Annotated in this window: 13 protein-coding genes; 10 read left to right on the top strand and 3 right to left on the bottom strand. The window is 56.6% G+C overall.

Features of this window, described 5'->3' with window-relative positions; translation table 11 throughout:
* Nucleotides 1–88 precede the first annotated feature (88 nt).
* Together LH22_RS15750 and LH22_RS15745 are read left to right on the top strand one after the other, a co-directional pair.
* Nucleotides 89–1,198 carry a suppressor of fused domain protein gene (locus tag LH22_RS15750; protein ID WP_038648045.1) on the top strand — a complete coding sequence of 370 codons (1,110 nt, stop codon included), beginning with the start codon at nucleotides 89–91 and terminating at the stop codon, nucleotides 1,196–1,198.
* Nucleotides 1,199–1,373: 175 nt separating this feature from the next.
* Nucleotides 1,374–3,269 carry a methyl-accepting chemotaxis protein gene (locus LH22_RS15745; RefSeq protein WP_038648042.1) on the top strand — a complete coding sequence of 632 codons (1,896 nt, stop codon included), beginning with the start codon at nucleotides 1,374–1,376 and terminating at the stop codon, nucleotides 3,267–3,269.
* A gap of 429 nt (nucleotides 3,270–3,698) precedes the next feature.
* On the opposite strand, the gene LH22_RS15740 is transcribed toward LH22_RS15745, so the two are convergent.
* A complete protein-coding gene (locus LH22_RS15740) occupies nucleotides 3,699–4,766 on the bottom strand; it encodes a LacI family DNA-binding transcriptional regulator (RefSeq protein WP_038648040.1) in 1,068 nt (355 codons plus the stop codon).
* A gap of 196 nt (nucleotides 4,767–4,962) precedes the next feature.
* Here LH22_RS15740 and LH22_RS15735 point away from each other — a divergent pair, with 196 nt between their 5' ends.
* From LH22_RS15735 to idi, 4 genes are all read left to right on the top strand, one after another.
* Nucleotides 4,963–6,132: a Gfo/Idh/MocA family protein gene (locus tag LH22_RS15735; protein WP_038648038.1), complete on the top strand. Its 1,170-nt coding sequence runs from the start codon at nucleotides 4,963–4,965 to the stop codon at nucleotides 6,130–6,132.
* A 10-nt stretch (nucleotides 6,133–6,142) separates the two neighbouring features.
* Nucleotides 6,143–7,207, top strand: coding sequence for a Gfo/Idh/MocA family protein (locus LH22_RS15730; RefSeq protein WP_038648035.1), 1,065 nt, complete (start codon nucleotides 6,143–6,145; stop codon nucleotides 7,205–7,207).
* A gap of 104 nt (nucleotides 7,208–7,311) precedes the next feature.
* A complete protein-coding gene (locus LH22_RS15725) occupies nucleotides 7,312–8,874 on the top strand; it encodes an MFS transporter (RefSeq protein ID WP_038648033.1) in 1,563 nt (520 codons plus the stop codon).
* A 339-nt stretch (nucleotides 8,875–9,213) separates the two neighbouring features.
* Nucleotides 9,214–9,747 (top strand): isopentenyl-diphosphate Delta-isomerase, encoded by a 534-nt coding sequence (gene idi / locus LH22_RS15720; RefSeq protein ID WP_038648030.1) that lies wholly within the window; start codon nucleotides 9,214–9,216, stop codon nucleotides 9,745–9,747.
* 28 nt (nucleotides 9,748–9,775) lie between these two features.
* On the opposite strand, the gene LH22_RS15715 is transcribed toward idi, so the two are convergent.
* Nucleotides 9,776–11,242, bottom strand: coding sequence for an MFS transporter (locus LH22_RS15715; protein ID WP_038648028.1), 1,467 nt, complete (start codon nucleotides 11,240–11,242; stop codon nucleotides 9,776–9,778).
* 218 nt (nucleotides 11,243–11,460) lie between these two features.
* Here LH22_RS15715 and osmF point away from each other — a divergent pair, with 218 nt between their 5' ends.
* The 4 genes from osmF to LH22_RS15695 are packed head-to-tail and all read left to right on the top strand — an operon-like array spanning nucleotide 11,461 to nucleotide 15,198.
* Nucleotides 11,461–12,369, top strand: a complete 909-nt coding sequence (osmF, locus tag LH22_RS15710; RefSeq protein ID WP_038648025.1) for a glycine betaine ABC transporter substrate-binding protein OsmF — start codon at nucleotides 11,461–11,463, stop codon at nucleotides 12,367–12,369.
* Nucleotides 12,370–12,372: 3 nt separating this feature from the next.
* A complete protein-coding gene (locus tag LH22_RS15705) occupies nucleotides 12,373–13,539 on the top strand; it encodes an ABC transporter permease (protein WP_038648023.1) in 1,167 nt (388 codons plus the stop codon).
* On the top strand, nucleotides 13,532–14,467 hold the full coding sequence (locus tag LH22_RS15700) for an ABC transporter ATP-binding protein (protein WP_038648020.1): 936 nt from the start codon (nucleotides 13,532–13,534) through the stop codon (nucleotides 14,465–14,467). The genes LH22_RS15705 and LH22_RS15700 overlap by 8 nt, the downstream gene beginning before the upstream one ends.
* Nucleotides 14,467–15,198, top strand: coding sequence for an ABC transporter permease (locus tag LH22_RS15695; protein ID WP_038648018.1), 732 nt, complete (start codon nucleotides 14,467–14,469; stop codon nucleotides 15,196–15,198). The genes LH22_RS15700 and LH22_RS15695 overlap by 1 nt, the downstream gene beginning before the upstream one ends.
* 171 nt (nucleotides 15,199–15,369) lie before the next feature.
* Here LH22_RS15695 and LH22_RS15690 read toward each other — a convergent pair whose 3' ends face one another.
* Entirely contained in the window at nucleotides 15,370–16,104 is a 735-nt protein-coding gene (locus tag LH22_RS15690; RefSeq protein WP_038650207.1) for a MerR family transcriptional regulator, read from the bottom strand.
* Nucleotides 16,105–16,124: the final 20 nt, after the last annotated feature.

Genomic DNA, 16,124 nt, shown 5'->3' with positions numbered 1-16,124 from the left:
GAGTTTTACCCTTGCGTCACGTGGTGCGAGTGCCGATCCTGCTCTATTCTCAGGGAAAATGGATCCCTCAAGGCTTTGTCGAGGCGTTATGACACACCAACCTCTGATTGCTGAGGTGCCAAATCAGCAAAACACACTCACCGCTATCGTCGAACAGGATGCGCGCACGGCCTACTTTTACATCTGGCCGAACGATCTGTTTCGCAGCCAGTATGCGGTGCGCGGCTGCTGGCTGCGCAATCTGTTGCCTGCACCGGCGCGTGAAGATCGTGAAGCGATGGAGCAGGGCATTGCGCCCCTGCTCAGCGCAGAGTATTGCCGCACCTTAGAAGCCGAGCCGATGCTCGATCCTGCCGGTCTACAGATTCTGTGGGAACCGAGTGATGACGGCGCAGCCCTGTGGTATTACGGCCAACTGCTGGCGGTGATCCCTGGCTGGAGTCTGTATCAGGATAAGCAGGTCAGTTTCTCCGCGGGCTGCATCAAAGAGAATCGCCTGACCGCGCCGCTCGGCTCCGCCTCCACCAATGATTACTATGCTCGCGCCGAGCAGCAGCGGCACTTCTGGCGTGACTGGCATGACGGCCATTTATGGGATGTTGTGCAGCATGAGCTGATGCAGTGCTACCAGGCGCAGTTTGGTGAGTCGGTAAAGTATTACGCCATCGATCAGGGGAGCTGGCCGCCAATGGCAATCTCTCAGCACTGGCACAATGGCGTGTGGGTTTTTCTCACGCTGGGTATGGGGATTCGGCCCATGCCGCAAGTGGATTACCTGTTTGATGAGCTGGCCCCGCAGTACCGCCGTGTTGAGCTGGCGATGGCAGTGGACGGCGAAGTGATGACCGAAGCCAATGCGGTGCAGATGGCCAGCGCGCTGGCGGAATTCGCGCACTTGCCGTGGGCGCGCCTGACGTGGATTGGCGAAGGGCATACGCTGGCATCGGAAGTGGCGCCAGTGGGCTTCGAGAGTTTCCTGCTGGCCAATGGCTTAGCACCGGAAGGTGCCCAGTTCCGACTGCCCAAGCGCGATGGCGATCGGCCGAATCTGCTGTGGGCCACCCCAATCACCGAAGCGGAACGTCAGTTTGCTCAGGCCGACGATCGCGGTGGACAACAGCTGCTGCAGCGTTTGCAGGCAGAAGGTAATGACCATGTATTTCGACCACGTCAGGAAGTGGTGGATCCGCCGCAATAGCCCTCTCTGCGGGCGGTTGCCCGCACGCGACTCAGTAAGCGCAACGTTAGTCACCCGCCTAATGATCACCTAAATCAACTATTTGCATTTTTGTGATCTGGCGCACCTCAAGTTCCCCTGCAACACGCCGTTAACCTCGATCAGGCAACTCGCCAACCAGGGTAAGGGCACATCGATGTTAAAAACTACACAATCTCGTTTTACCGCGACGCTGGTCGCATTTTTCGTGGTGCTGATGCTGGTTACCGTGGTGGTGATCAATCAGTTTATCGCTCCGCAGTTAACGCAAAACGAAAGCCGTCTGGTGCGCTATGAAGTGGATGGCCTGGCGGGACGTATCGTCGAGCAGATGAACCGCGTGCAGGCGCAGCAACGTGCCATTACCGAAGCCGCAGGCGTGATGGATAGCGCGGCCATCGACAACTTGCTACCTGCGCTGGTGAACCAGTATCAGGACAGCAACGTGTTTGGCGGCGGTATTTGGCCGCTGCCTAATCGTCGCGATCCGGCGAAGGAAAAAGACAGTTCGTTCTTCGCCCGTAACGCCAGCAACCAGTTACAGGTCAACACCTACTGGAACTCCGATGCAGCGGACAAATACTGGGAGCAGCCGTGGTACAAAGACGGTATGGCCGCGGCCAAAGGGCAATGTGCCTGGGCTAAAGCCTATCAGGATGCGGCCAGCCCGCAGCCGCGAACCAACTGTGCGATGGCGATTTATCGTGATGGCACGGTGTGGGGGGTATCAACCATCGACGTCACGCTCGGTTTCTTCAACCAACTGGCGAAACAGATGGGCGACGCCATTCACGGACGTGTATTGATCGTTGAAGCGGATGGCAAAGTGGTGGGCAACGCCGCACTGCTGGAAGGCGCACCGAAGCTGGAAAATCTCGCGGATACGCAACTGCCGATGGCGGGTGCGCTGAAAGGTCTGCTGAGCCAGGCAGGTAATCAGCCTACGCAAACCACCTTTAAAGGCGAAGATGGCGAGCACACGCTGTTCCTGCAGGCGATTGCCGGTAGCCCGTGGTATCTCGCCAGCGATGTGCCGTCCAGTTTGCTGGATGCGCAAACCCACAGCATGCTGACTCGCCTCGGCCTGGTGCAGATCCCGCTGGCGGTGATTCTGCTGCTGGTGCTGCTCGGCTTTGTGCGCGCCATGATGAAACGTCTTAGCCTGCTGAATCGCAATATCGAAGCGCTGTCGACTGGCGGCGCGGATTTAACTCAGCGTCTGCCTGCCAGCAACAGCCCGGAATTTAACGCGGTGGCGCAAAGTTTTAACCAGTTTATTGAGTATCTGCAGGGGTTGATGCGTCAGGTGGGCGACAGCGCACTGGCAATTACCTCTGCCTCACGTGAAATTGCCAGCGGCAACGCCGATCTGTCTGCTCGCACCGAGTCGCAGGCCAGTTCGATTGTTGAAACTGCGGCTTCAATGGAAGAACTGACCGGCACGGTACGTCAGAACGCCGACAATGCCACCCACGCCAATCAACTGGCGGACGGCGCCTCGCAGGTGGCGGCGCGCGGAACGGATGTGGTGCGTCAGGTGGTCACCACCATGGGGGCGATTAATCACTCATCCCGTAAAGTGGTGGATATCATCAGTGTGATTGACAGCATCGCCTTCCAGACCAATATCCTCGCGCTTAACGCGGCGGTGGAAGCGGCCCGAGCGGGTGAGCAGGGTCGTGGGTTTGCCGTGGTGGCGTCAGAAGTGCGTAATCTGGCGCAACGTTCCGCGAACTCGGCGCGTGAGATTAAGAAGCTGATTGAGGAGTCGGTGGCGAATATCGATACCGGCAGCCAACTGGTGGAACAAGCCGGACAGACCATGGATGAGCTGATGCAGGGCGTGAGCAGTGTGACCACCCTGATGAGTGAAATCATGTCTGCCAGCCGCGAACAGAGTATGGGCATCGAGCAGGTTAACCAGGCGATCACCCAGCTGGATGGCAGCACCCAGCAGAACGCCGCACTGGTCGAGCAGGTGTCGGCTGCCGCGCGCGCGATGGAAGAGCAGAGCGTGCAGCTGGAGCTGGTGGTGCAGAGCTTTAAGTTGTAAGAGAAGCGGTGCGCAAGGAGTGCGCACTTGCTGTAGCGTTGAAAGCTGTCTGTTGAGCGAAAGGTGATAACGCAATCTGGTGCCGCGCAGGGGCCGAGTGTCCTCGCGCCGCTGACGCGGTACCCTCACGTCATTCGTCCGCCTGACGGACCGGCTGGGATGGAACATCCCTGTTCCAGCCCAGCCTTTCGACCGCATCCATGCGGTCTCTCCTGGCAGACTCACTCTGTTCGGCGCTGCGGATTGCCTGCCCCTGCGCGACACCAGCTTGCTTCTGAACTTTTGTGTGGCTTGTTAGAAAAGGCCTATGTGTTTCAGGCTTGAATGGATTGGTGACTCAAAGGGTTATTTCAGCGCCGAGGATTTGACGTTGGGTTTGGGTGCGCAGGCACGATGTTCTTATTACGTTCGTTTTTGGTCTGGGGCATCTCACGGAAACGCGTTACGGATCTCCTCACGCGCGGCATGGCGAGTGGCATTCGCCACCGTACCGCGATCCACCAGTTTTCCCTGCAACAACAGATTGTAAATCGACGACTGCGGACGATTAAGGCGGTTCTGGATCAGTTGGATCGCCTCATAACCCAGCTCGCGACACGGCACCGCAAAGCCGGTGATGGGCATCTCTGGCGATCCTTCCAGCCGGCTGGCTAAATCTGTCGTCATCAGCGAAATATCTTCGGGAATGCGCAAGCCGCGTGACAGCAGTGCATTCTGCACGCCGGTAATAATGCCTTTGCCGCCGGGCAAAATCACATCAGGCCATTGATCGCGTGGGTGTGTATCCAGCCAGTGATTCAGTGCGATCTCGGTGTCCTGCGAGGAGTAAGCTTCGATGACAATCAAATCCTGCTGCGCATTAAACGGCATATGAAAATGGCGGTAAGCGTCTTTGATCCCTTCCAGACGCAAAAATAGCGTCTCACGTCGCAGACAGGTGACGGTCAACACCCGGCGGTGGCCTTGTTCAAACAGATGCTGCATAGCGCTGAAACCAATCGCCCGATGATCGGGGGACACCGCATCCAGCCGCATATCTTTATCACGAGAGTTAATCAGCACACAGGGTTTGCCGAGTGACGCCGCCAAGCTAAAGATCGCTTGATCGTCGATACCGATAATGATGATGGCGCTGATGTTTTTCGCACTCGCCTTCTCCAGAAACAGCTTCACATCGGCGCGCTGCTCTTCCAGCGGGCAATAGCTGATATGCACATCATGCGATGCGCATGCCTCGGCTATCCCGCGTGTCACCTCATGATAAAAGTGATCGCCGCGTGGCGTGAAGGTGCGTCCCGGCGCAAATACCACAATGTCATTGATCAGCAGACGACCACTCACCATTTCCTGCAAGACGCCCAGTCGGCGGGCGCAGTCGACAATCGCCTCACGCGCCTTATCACTGGTGTAGGATTTTCCGCTCAGCACGCGCGAAACGGTACTGACCGAGTAGCCCGTAATTGCTGAAATTTCGTCCATCCTGAGCTTGCCGGCCATAGTGTGATCCCCATCCCAATCATTTTTTGCAAATTTTTGCAGACGCAGTGGACTGATATTAAGACGGTTTTACATTTGGTTCACAAACTCCTGCATCGCTCTGCGAGCATTCTCACAAAAACAGATTGTCCGGTTGGCAGCGCTTTTTTATGTTCCTCGCAAACACCTCAACAGCGGTCATGAGCGGAGAATCACCATGTTAAAAATTGCCATAGTGGGCATGGGCAACATCGCCAATTCACATATCCAGGCGTTTCTGCAGTTTCCAGAGCGCGGCAAAATTGTCGCGGTGGTGGATATGTATCCCGAAAAAGCGCGGGAGAAGTTGCAGCGCTACGGTCTGCACGATGTGCGGGTTTACCACGATCACCGCGAGATGCTGGCCGAGGGCGCGGATATCGACGTGGTCGATGTCTGTACGCCGCCATATGTGCATGCGGAAAACACTATTGCAGCGCTGCAGGCGGGCAAGCATGTGCTGTGCGAAAAACCGATGGCGGCTTCGCTGGAAGAGTGCGATGCGATGATTGCCGCGCAAAAAGCCAGCGGCAAAATTCTGTCAGTGGTGGCGCAGAACCGTTTCACTGATGCGTTCTGGCAGTTGAAAGCCGCGGTGGATTCGGGGCTGGCAGGCAAAATTTGCCACGCGCAGATCGATTCATTCTGGTGGCGTGGCCATTCGTACTACGACCTGTGGTGGCGCGGCACCTGGGAAAAAGAGGGCGGCGGCTGCACGCTTAACCATGCGGTTCATCACATTGATGCCATGCAGTGGATGCTCGGTGCGCCCAGTGAAGTGGTGGCGATGATCGGCAACGTGGCACATGACAACGCCGAAGTGGAAGACCTCAGCGCCGCGATATTCCGCTATCCCAACGGCACGCTGGCGCAGTTGACCGCTTCCGTTGTGCATCACGGTGAAGATCAGAAAATCGTGCTGCAGGGGGAGAACGCGCGCCTGTCGGCTCCGTGGAAAGCGGTCGCCATGCAGGCAGCGGAGAACGGTTTCCCGGAAAAAGAGAACAATCTGGCGCTGGAGCGCGAGCTGGATCGCCTGCATGCCAGCACCGCACCTCTCACATGGACGCTGCACGCCGGACAGGTCGATGACTTCTTCTCGGCGATTGAGCAGCAGCGTGCACCGCTGATTGATGGCGAGCAGGGCAAACGCTCGCTGGAACTGATTACCGCCATCTATAAATCGGCCATCACCAAAAGCACCGTCTCGTTACCTATCCCTAAAGATGATGCCTTTTATCGCACCGGCGGGCTGATCGCCCATGCACCGCACTTCTATGAAAAACAGGCTTCGGTCGACAACTTCGCCGATGTCGATGACATCCCATTGGGCAAAAACTTTGCGTGAGGAAACAACCATGAATAAGCAGGATGGCATGAACTACGCGCCGAAAGGCAAACCGCAGCCGGTGGTGCAGCCGGAGGAATTTATCATTGCGGCGGCCGGACTGGATCACGGCCACATTTACGGCATGTGCAATGGCCTGACCGAAGCCGGAGCCACGCTGAAGTGGGTATTTGATCCCGATGCCGCCAAAGTCGATAAGTTTGTGCAGCAATTCCCGCAGGTCCAGATCGCCGACTCGCTGGAGACAATTTTGGCCGATGCGCAGGTGCAGTTGGTGGCAGGCGCGGCGATTCCGTCAGAACGCTGTGCACTGGGGCTGAAAGTGATGGCGGCGGGCAAGGATTACTTCACGGATAAAGCCCCGCTCACCAGCCTGGAACAGCTGGAAGATGCCAAAGCGATGTGCGCTAAAACCGGGCGCAAATATGCGGTGTATTACAGCGAGCGTCTGCATGTGGAGAGCGCCGTGTTTGCCGGTCAGTTGGTGGAAAAAGGGGCTATCGGCCAGGTGGTGCAAACCCTTGGCACGGGGCCACATCGTGAAGGCACCGGACGGCCCGACTGGTTCTATCAGCGTCGCTATTTCGGGGGCATCCTGTGTGACATCGGCAGCCATCAAATCGAGCAATTCCTCTACTACACCGGCAACAGCGAAGCCACGGTGGTGGCCAGCCAGGTGCGGAATTTCCGCCATCCTCAACATCCGCAATTTGAAGACTTTGGCGATGCGATGCTGGCAGGCGAGAACGGTGCCACCGGTTATTTCCGCTGCGACTGGTTTACACCGGACGGCTTATCGACCTGGGGCGATGGACGCATGACGCTGCTCGGCACTGACGGTTACATCGAGATTCGCAAATACACCGATCTCACGCGTGGCGAGCAGGACGTTGTGTATCTGGTGAACAAAGAGGGCGAGTTCCGCTATGCCGTTTCCGGCGAAGTTGGCTTCCCGTTCTTTGGACAACTGATTAACGACTGCCTCCATCGTACAGAGCACGCCATGACGCAAGCCCATGCTTTTAAGGCGGCGGAACTCTGTGTCAAAGCGCAGATGTTAGCCAATGCGGGATAGCATCCCGGCCCAATAAGTTGATTTCCAATTCTGTTGATAACAACGGCGGCAGGGCATAGCACCTTGCCGCTACTACATACCCTACCAGAACAGGAATCGGATCGATGGTTAAACCTACAGAACGTCGCGTCGGTTATGGCGTCGCAATCGGCTACGGCCTGACGGACTTATTTGGTGGAGGTGCCTTTGCGGTGATTGGCACCTGGCTGCTGTTTTTCTATACCACCTACTGCGGATTATCGGTGTTTGAAGCGGGCTCGATATTTGCCATCGCCCGCGTCATTGACGCGATATTAAGCCCAATCATGGGCTACATTACCGACAACTTCGGCAACACCTGGCTGGGACGTAAGTTTGGCCGCCGTCGTTTCTTCCTGCTGATCTCTTCTCCCTTGATGCTGCTGTATGGCGCACTGTGGGTCACGGATATGGGCTACTGGTACTATCTCGGCACCTATCTCACCATCGAGTTGCTGTCAGCGATGGTGCTGGTGCCGTGGGAAACCTTGTCCTCGGAGATGACCAATCGCTTTAGCGAGCGCACACGTCTTTCGGGCGTGCGCCTGATGTTCTCGGCGCTTGGCAGTTTCCTCGCCGTCTCGGTGCCGGGCGTCATCATGACCTATACCGGCAAAGATAATGCCATTACCTATACGCTGACCGGCATCATCTTCTCGGTGATTTATTGCGTGGCGGTGTTTATTACCTGGCTGACCACCTGGGAGGCCAAAGACATCCAGCCGGAAGAGGATGTAGCGCAACATTCGGCGCGTCAAGGCAGCCTCAAAGCCCACCTGAAGTATCTGTTTGTCGATTTGGCATCGTCTTTTAAAATCAGAGCCTTTCGCCAGCATCTGCTGATCTATATCTGCTCTTTCACCGCGATGGATGCGTTTCTGGCGGTGTTCACCTATTTCGTGATCTATGGCCTGAAGCAGGATGCCTCACTGGCTTCGCTGCTGCTGAGCAACATGATGTTTATGTCGATTCCCGGTACCTTCATCTTCATGATGCTGCTGGGCCGCTTTAATATGACGCCCTCCAACGCGCTACGGATCTCCTACCTGAGTATCGTCGTCATCTTCCTGTTCCTGTTTGCAGTTTATCTGTGGCAATGGCAGGTGCCCACGCTGCTGTTCAGCGCAGTCTTTGTGTTTTTGGGCATCGTACGCGCCGGGCTGTTTTACATCCCATGGAACATCTACAGCTTTATTCCCGATATTGATGAGATGGTGACCTGTAAGCGACGTGAAGGGATATTTGCTGGTGTCATGGTGTTGACGCGCAAAAGTTCGGTGGCCATCGCCATTTTCATGATTGGCATCGTGCTGCAGGAGAGTGGTTTTGTAAAAGGCAACGGCGCGCAACCAGAAAGCGCCATCCATGCGATTGTCGGGTTGATGGTGTTTGTCACCACGGCTCTGCTGGTGGCGAGCTTCTGGCTGACCTTTAAATTCAAACTGACGCAGCGTAGCCATAAGTTGCTGATCAAAGAGGTGGCGCGCCGCAAATTGGGTGGCACGGCGAGAGGTTGCGATGCTGAAACGCGTGTGGTGATTAAAGATCTCACTGGCTATGAATATGATGAAGTGTGGGGCGCAACCCGTCACACAACTGCCCGCGATACGACGATCGAATCCGAGCTAAAACTAAAGGGGCGACCTTAGAACGCATGCCTCCCCGTTTGGGACTTTTGCAAATAGGGCTGCCATGTGAGGAATGGCAGCTTTTGCGCGCTTATACCGTTCGAGCTTTTAAAGATGCGATGACGTGGGATGCAAAGGGGCCGGAATGGCGCTCGCAACCGCAGTTCAGCTGATGACTACGACAGCTTTATTCTGCTCATCGCCGATCAATATGATTTCTGCCTCCGTCGTCGTTACCGCTTTGTCTGATGACTGCTAAGCTTAAATTTCGCCACTTAAGCGCACGGAATGTGCGCGATTTCCTCAGTTTCGGTCTTTGAGGTTGTGTACAATAGCTGAGAATTATCTGAAGGAGTTGTCATGCCCGCCATTGAAGTTATTCTCGTCGACCACCTCGATCGTCCCACCGGCAAGATGGAAAAGCTGGAAGTACATGAGAAAGGATTGCTGCATCGTGCGGTGACGGTCTACGTGTTCAATTCGCGCCATGAACTGCTGCTGCAACGTCGTGCAAACGGTAAATATCACTGTGGCGGCCTGTGGAGCAACACCTGCTGCGGCCACCCTTATCCGCAGGAATCGACCCGTGATGCCGCTGAACGTCGCTTGCGTGAAGAGATGGGGATGCAACTGGCACTGACCCCGGTGTTCGAGTTGAGCTACAACCTGCCACTTAGCAATGGGCTGACCGAGCACGAGTATGGCCACGTCTTCTTCGCCATTAGTGATGTTGAGCCGAAACTCAATCCGGAAGAAGCGGATGCCTGGTGTTATCGTTCGGTTGAACAGATTCAGCAGGAGATGCAGGATCAGCCAGAACAATTTACGCCCTGGTTCCTGCACACCTTCCCACGCATTCCCCATACGTTCGGCGATTTCCGCCTGACCGCATAAAAAACGCCCCGTGAAGGGGCGTTGTTATTTACACAAAATCTTCCGCATCCACATCGTAGCCTGAGGGTTCCCAGCGAATCGCCAGCAGCGCCAGCAAGCCAATCAGCGGGGCAAGGAAAATCACCCAGAACACGCCAGTGCCAAAGGCCGCCACCAGCAGTGGGAACAGGAACAGCGACACGGTTGAACTGCCGCGCATCAGTGTCTGGTTAAAGCCAACACCCACGCCACGCAATGATGCAGGGTAGCTCAGCGAGGCAAAGGTCATGGTGTGTGAACCCGGACCGAATCCCTGACCAAACAGGAACAGCGCCAGCATCGCAATCGCCAATGCCGCTTGTTCACCGCCTTCCGGACGACCAATCAGCGCCAGACCCAGTAACGCAATGCACTGACAGCTGTAACCCGCCACCGACATCTTCCACGCGCCGAGACGCGGCACCAGACGCACGGCCAGCAAGCCACCGACGAAAGCGAACAGCAAATTCAACGCCAGTGACACCAAAATCGTGGTCAGCATCGATTGCGCAAAGAAGCTGGAAATAATCACCGGCAGGCCAAAAGCCACCGCGTTATAGGCAAACGATGAAGCAATAGAGGTCACGGTGGCCAGAATCGTTCGGCGACGATAAACCCCCTGCAGCAGCGCGCCATAGTTACGCCAGCTGGCTTTGCGCACCGGTTTAGCGGGCGTCAGTTCGGCATCATCCGCAACGTGTGCATTGATGTTGTAAGAGCGCTGCAGGATCTGCGCGGCGCCGTGCAGATTGCCTTGATTGGCCGCCCATACCGGTGACTCACTCATATAACGGCTGCGAATGGCGATGATCAGCAACGCCGGCACCGCGCCGAAACCAAGAATCAGCCGCCATAACCAATCGGTGTGACTCTCCGGCAGCACCGCATACAGCAGCAGCACCAGCAGATAGGAAATACTGATCGCCGCATACCAGGTGGGACACCACATCGCCACACTAGCGGCCTTATTCCCTTGCCCGCGCAGTTTAGAAAACTCGGCAAGAAACGCCATGGCGACCGGCAAATCGATGCCAACGCCGAGCCCCATCACAAAGCGCGCACCGCCTAACACATATTCGTTAGGGGCAAAAGCGCAGGCGAGGGCGGCAATCACAAAGAAGAACATATCGGCCATAAACACGCGGTAGCGGCCAATTTTATCGGTGAGATAACCGCCAATCAGCGCACCCACAATCGCGCCGAAGGTAATCGCGGAGGCCACCATGCCGGTGCCGGTCGGCGTCAGGTTAAATTCGCGCGTGACATCTTTGATACCAAAGGCCAGTGCGCCGAGATCGTAGGCATCCAGGAACACACCGCCGAGGGCGATGGCCACCACGATGCGCGCATTGCTGCGTGATTCGTTGCTGTTGTTAACGAGATTCGATACGTCAGCCGCGCTGCGTATCCACTTGGTTTCGCCAGTTGGCGCATTCCCTGCCAGCGCGACGTGCGCCGGAGAAGCTAAATCGGACATGATGTTATGTATTTTATTGTAAAGAGTGGGCCTATGAGAATAAGCCTACTAAAACGCAATAAAAATTCCATTTGGTTATATGTCCTGCGAATGGGTTATAAGCAATGTGCATTAAATAGCAGAAAAAGCTCGAACTTAGGCGCTTGACCGCCCCCATCCTGTTTCGCCAGGCTACGCTTGATAGTCACAGACTGAAAACATAAGCAGAGGACAGCGGCATGATTAAGCAGGGTTTATTGGGGATAATCGCACTCGCGATGGGTGTGAGCGCAGCGAATGCCGCCGATCCGGTTAAGGTCGGTTCAAAGATTGATACGGAGGGCTCGCTGTTAGGCAACATTATTCTGCAGGTGCTGGATAAACATGGGGTGAAAACGGTTAACAAGATCCAGCTCGGCACCACGCAGGTCGTGCGCGGAGCCATCACCGCAGGTGAACTGGATATCTACCCGGAATACACCGGTAACGGCGCGTTCTTCTTCAGTGATGAGAAAGATGCGGCCTGGAAAAATGCGCAGCAGGGCTATGAAAAGGTGAAAAAGCTCGATGCGGATAAAAACCATCTGGTGTGGTTAGCTCCTGCACCCGCCAATAACACCTGGACCATTGCGGTGCGCGGCGATGTGGCACAGAAAAATAATCTTAACTCCCTCGACGATCTCAGCGCTTACCTGAAAAAAGGCGGCACCTTCAAGCTGGCGGCGTCGGCGGAATTTATCGAACGCAGCGATGCACTGCCTGCGTTTGAAAAAGCCTACAACTTCAAGCTGGAACAGTCACAGCTGCTGTCGCTGGCGGGCGGTGATACAGCGGTGACCATCAAAGCGGCCGCGCAGCAAACGTCTGGCTTGAATGCGGCGATGGCCTATGGCACCGATGGCCCGGTGGCGGCGCTCGGACTGCAAACCCTGACCGATCCGAAAGGGGTGCAGCCGATCTATGCGCCTGCGCCAGTGATTCGGGAAAGCGTGCTGAAACAGTATCCGGACATCGGTAACTGGTTACAGCCGGTGTTCAGTAAGCTGGATGAGAAAACCCTGCAACAGCTCAATGCGCAGATTGCGGTTGACGGTCAGGATGCCAGCCAGGTGGCGAAGCAGTGGCTGCAGCAGAATAAGTTGCTGTAAGCGGTGTCGTTACTGTTATCAAGACCGCGCCAGCAGCCGGTGCTGCTGGTACTCACGCTGCTGATCACTTGCGCGCTAATGGCTTTGCCGTTACTCAGTTTCGCCGCCAACCGCCTGGTGTCCGGACAGCCGCTGATGTTATGGCAAGTGGCGCAATCCTGGCTGTTGCTGCTGCCGTTACTCTGGTTATGGCAAGGATTGTGGTGGAAGCCACGGCGTCGCAATCTGGTGATGGCATTGCTGGACGCTGAGATTCTGTTTGCGCTGCTGATCTTTATTGGCGGGCAGACGGCGGCGCAGCTGGCTAACAATGGCAGCCCGTTGGCACGCACCGCCTTTGGCAGCGGTTTATGGTGTGCGGCGGCGCTGGCGTTATTGCTGGCCGCTGAGGCTATCCGCCAACTCACCGTCAGTACGCCATGGCGTATCCTGCTGAATCTGCAAATCTGGCTGGTGCCGCTGCTGTTATTGCTCAGCGGTCATCTCGACCACCTCTCTCTGATGAAAGAGTATGCCAACCGCAGGGCGGTATTTGATGCCGCCTTCAGCCAGCATCTGCTGTTGCTGGCTGGCACGCTGTTGCCGACGGTATTGATTGGTTTGCCGCTCGGCCTGGTGATTGCCCGGCGATCGCGCTGGCAAAGTGCCGCTTTCAGCCTACTCAACCTGATCCAGACCGTGCCTTCTGTGGCGTTGTTTGGTTTGCTGATTGCGCCGCTGGCGGGGCTGGTAGCTCACTTCCCGGTACTGGCAAGTTGGGGCATCAGCGGTATTGGCCTGGCTCCGGCGCTGATCGCGCTGGTGCTGTATGCGCTGCTGCCGCTGGTGCGCAGCGTGGTGGCGGGGTTGCAGCAGGTGCCGCAGGAGGTACGTGAAACCGCACGCGGTATGGGCATGAGCGCGCTGCAACAGTTCTGGCTCGCCGAACTCCCGCTGGCGCTGCCGGTGTGGCTTTCGGGCTTGCGCGTGGTGGTGGTACAAACCATTGGCCTGGCGGTGGTTGCGGCGCTGATTGGTGCCGGTGGCTTTGGCGCCATTGTTTTTCAGGGATTACTCAGCAGCGCACTGGACTTGGTGTTGCTGGGCGTGATTCCGGTGGTCGCGCTGGCGGTGGTGTTTGATGCCGCATTGCGTTTACTGTCAGCACTGCTGGAGAGAACCGATGATTGAGTTTCACCAGGTAAGCAAAATATTTGCCGGCAAAGCGGCGGTGCGTGATCTCACGTTGCACATTGAGAAGGGCAGTTTCACCGTGCTGATTGGCACGTCCGGTTCAGGCAAATCCACCACGCTCAAAATGATCAATCGGCTGGTGGAACATGACAGCGGCGAAATCCGCTTTGCCGGTGAACCGATTGAACGCATGGATGCGCGCGCGCTGCGGCGGCGCATTGGCTACGCCATTCAGTCGATTGGTTTGTTCCCGCACTGGAACGTGGCAAAGAACATCGCCACCGTGCCGTCACTGCTCGGCTGGCCGCAGGCAAAAATTCAACAGCGCGTAGAGGAACTGCTGGCGTTGCTGAATCTGGATACGCATCTGGCGACGCGTTTTCCCCATCAACTCTCCGGGGGGCAGCAGCAGCGGGTTGGCGTGGCGCGCGCCCTGGCGGCCGATCCTGAATTGTTGCTGATGGATGAGCCGTTTGGCGCGCTCGATCCGGTGAACCGTCAGGCGCTGCAACAGGAGATGCTGCGCATTCAGAAGCTGTCAGGACGCACGGTGGTGCTGGTGACGCACGATATCGACGAAGCGCTGACGCTGGCGGATCAACTGGTATTGATGGATGGCGGTGAAATCGTGCAGCAGGGCAAGCCGATTGAACTGCTGACGCAACCGGCCACGGATTTTGCCCGTGAATTCTTTGGCCGCAGCGAGCTAGGCGTACGGTTGCTGGCATTGGGCCGTGCGGGCGGTGCAGCACGGCGCGGTGAGTGGCTGGACGGTGAGCCGATAGCCGCCAGCCTGACGCTGCGTGAGGCGCTGTCACAGTTTATCGCCCGGCGCACCGACAAACTGCCGGTGATCGATCAGCATCAACAGCCGTTGGGTGTATTGCACTTCAGCGATCTGTTGCGCCAGCGGGAGGCGATGTGATGCGGTTATGGCGCGATCCCCTTTACTGGCTGCTGGCGACGTTTTTGCTGTTGCTGTGGGGATTGCCGCACACCGGATCGCTGTTTGCTCACTGGTTCCCGCAGCTGGAACGTCCGTTGTATCAGCAGGAGAGCTTCTGGCGGCTGGCCCTCGCGCATCTGTCACTGGTGGTCAGCGGCAGCGCCCTGGCGATTATTTTTGGCGTAGGCTGTGGTGTTTTCGCCACGCGACGTGCCGGGCGGGCATTCAGACCGTTACTGGAGACGCTGGCGGCAGCAGGGCAGACTTTTCCGCCGGTAGCGGTGCTGGCGATAGCCGTGCCAGTGATGGGATTTGGCGCGACACCTGCCATTATGGCGCTGTTTCTTTATGGGCTGTTGCCGATTTTGCAGGGCACGCTGGCAGGATTAGATAGCGTGCCCGACAGCAACCGGGAAATTGCCGTTGGGCTGGGTATGGGGCCCTGGCGGCGCTTATGGCAGATTGAACTGGCGCTGGCCGCACCGGTGATCATGGCTGGCGTGCGTACATCGGTGATGATCAGCATCGGCACCGCAACGATCGCTTCTACGGTGGGCGCAGAAAGTCTGGGATCGCCGGTGATTATCGGACTGAGCGGCTTTAACACCGCCTATGTCATTCAGGGCGCGCTGTTGGTGGCGCTATTGGCACTGATTTGCGACCGCGTGTTAGAACGCGTGCAACGTCAACTCAGTGGCTGGGAAGGATAAGACTGTAGCCTACCAGCATCATGCCACCCATGCCGCCAATGGCCATCACGGCAAACAGGGTGCCAATGAGAATTTTATTCCAGTTCATAAGGGAAACCTGAGAAAAGTCATGGAGTGCGGCATGATAACGCGCACACCCGGCAAGGCAAAGGCCGTGTGTGCGATTTTTTGTCAGGCGGGTTCGTGAATATGGGTGGCAAACCCTTGCGCCTGCCAGTGCTCAAACTGCTCTAATTGGCGTCGTGTTGGTTTTTTACCGGTCCAGATAAACAGATTCTGACCGGGGAACAGTTCAGGACGCGGCATATCCAGCGGCTCGGCTAAGACATCCATGCGCCAGCCCTGCTGTGACAAGCGCCAGGCTTCGAGCCAAAGACGGGTACGATCTTCCACGCCCCAGCCAATCATTAAAGCATCTTTGCCGGCCTTTTTTCGGCCGCCAGCGAGACAAAACGCCACGTAATCAATCAGTGCGCCATCTAACAGGCTACACATGGTGCGCGCGGTGTGCTGATCCAATCCCAGACGTTGACGCACCGGGACAAACACATGATCAATCAGTGCATCCACCGGATGTTCGCGGCCAATGGTGGCAATTTTAGTGCGTAGTTTAGCCGGACGAACGTGACGCAGCACGCTCATTAGCTCTTCCTGCAGTGCGGTCCAGCCATCGTGCACATTAATGCTTTGGCCTTCCAGCAGGGCTTTGACCTTGCCAACAGGCACACCACTCTCTATCCAGCGTTTGATCTCTTCAATCCGCTGAACATCTTCATCATCAAACTGGCGGTGACCGCCTTCTGTACGCTGAGGTTTTAATAAACCGTAACGGCGCTGCCAGGCGCGCAACGTTACCGGGTTGATTCCACAGCGTTCGGCAACATCGCCGATACTGTATAAGGCCATGGCGTCCTCGAAAATTCTGA

Source organism: Pantoea rwandensis, from assembly GCF_000759475.1.
Lineage (GTDB): Bacteria > Pseudomonadota > Gammaproteobacteria > Enterobacterales > Enterobacteriaceae > Pantoea > Pantoea rwandensis_B.
Note: the sequence above shows the minus strand (reverse complement) of the source record. Positions and strands in the feature narration are given on the sequence as shown.

What these genes read in the sequence shown, in the direction of transcription:
- LH22_RS15750 (WP_038648045.1), top strand. Translation starts at nt 89, where the DNA reads ATGACACACCAACCTCTGATTGCTGAGGTGCCAAATCAGCAAAACACA.
- LH22_RS15745 (WP_038648042.1), top strand. Translation starts at nt 1,374, where the DNA reads ATGTTAAAAACTACACAATCTCGTTTTACCGCGACGCTGGTCGCATTT.
- LH22_RS15740 (WP_038648040.1), bottom strand. Translation starts at nt 4,766, where the DNA reads ATGGCCGGCAAGCTCAGGATGGACGAAATTTCAGCAATTACGGGCTAC.
- LH22_RS15735 (WP_038648038.1), top strand. Translation starts at nt 4,963, where the DNA reads ATGTTAAAAATTGCCATAGTGGGCATGGGCAACATCGCCAATTCACAT.
- LH22_RS15730 (WP_038648035.1), top strand. Translation starts at nt 6,143, where the DNA reads ATGAATAAGCAGGATGGCATGAACTACGCGCCGAAAGGCAAACCGCAG.
- LH22_RS15725 (WP_038648033.1), top strand. Translation starts at nt 7,312, where the DNA reads ATGGTTAAACCTACAGAACGTCGCGTCGGTTATGGCGTCGCAATCGGC.
- idi (WP_038648030.1), top strand. Translation starts at nt 9,214, where the DNA reads ATGCCCGCCATTGAAGTTATTCTCGTCGACCACCTCGATCGTCCCACC.
- LH22_RS15715 (WP_038648028.1), bottom strand. Translation starts at nt 11,242, where the DNA reads ATGTCCGATTTAGCTTCTCCGGCGCACGTCGCGCTGGCAGGGAATGCG.
- osmF (WP_038648025.1), top strand. Translation starts at nt 11,461, where the DNA reads ATGATTAAGCAGGGTTTATTGGGGATAATCGCACTCGCGATGGGTGTG.
- LH22_RS15700 (WP_038648020.1), top strand. Translation starts at nt 13,532, where the DNA reads ATGATTGAGTTTCACCAGGTAAGCAAAATATTTGCCGGCAAAGCGGCG.
- LH22_RS15695 (WP_038648018.1), top strand. Translation starts at nt 14,467, where the DNA reads ATGCGGTTATGGCGCGATCCCCTTTACTGGCTGCTGGCGACGTTTTTG.
- LH22_RS15690 (WP_038650207.1), bottom strand. Translation starts at nt 16,104, where the DNA reads ATGGCCTTATACAGTATCGGCGATGTTGCCGAACGCTGTGGAATCAAC.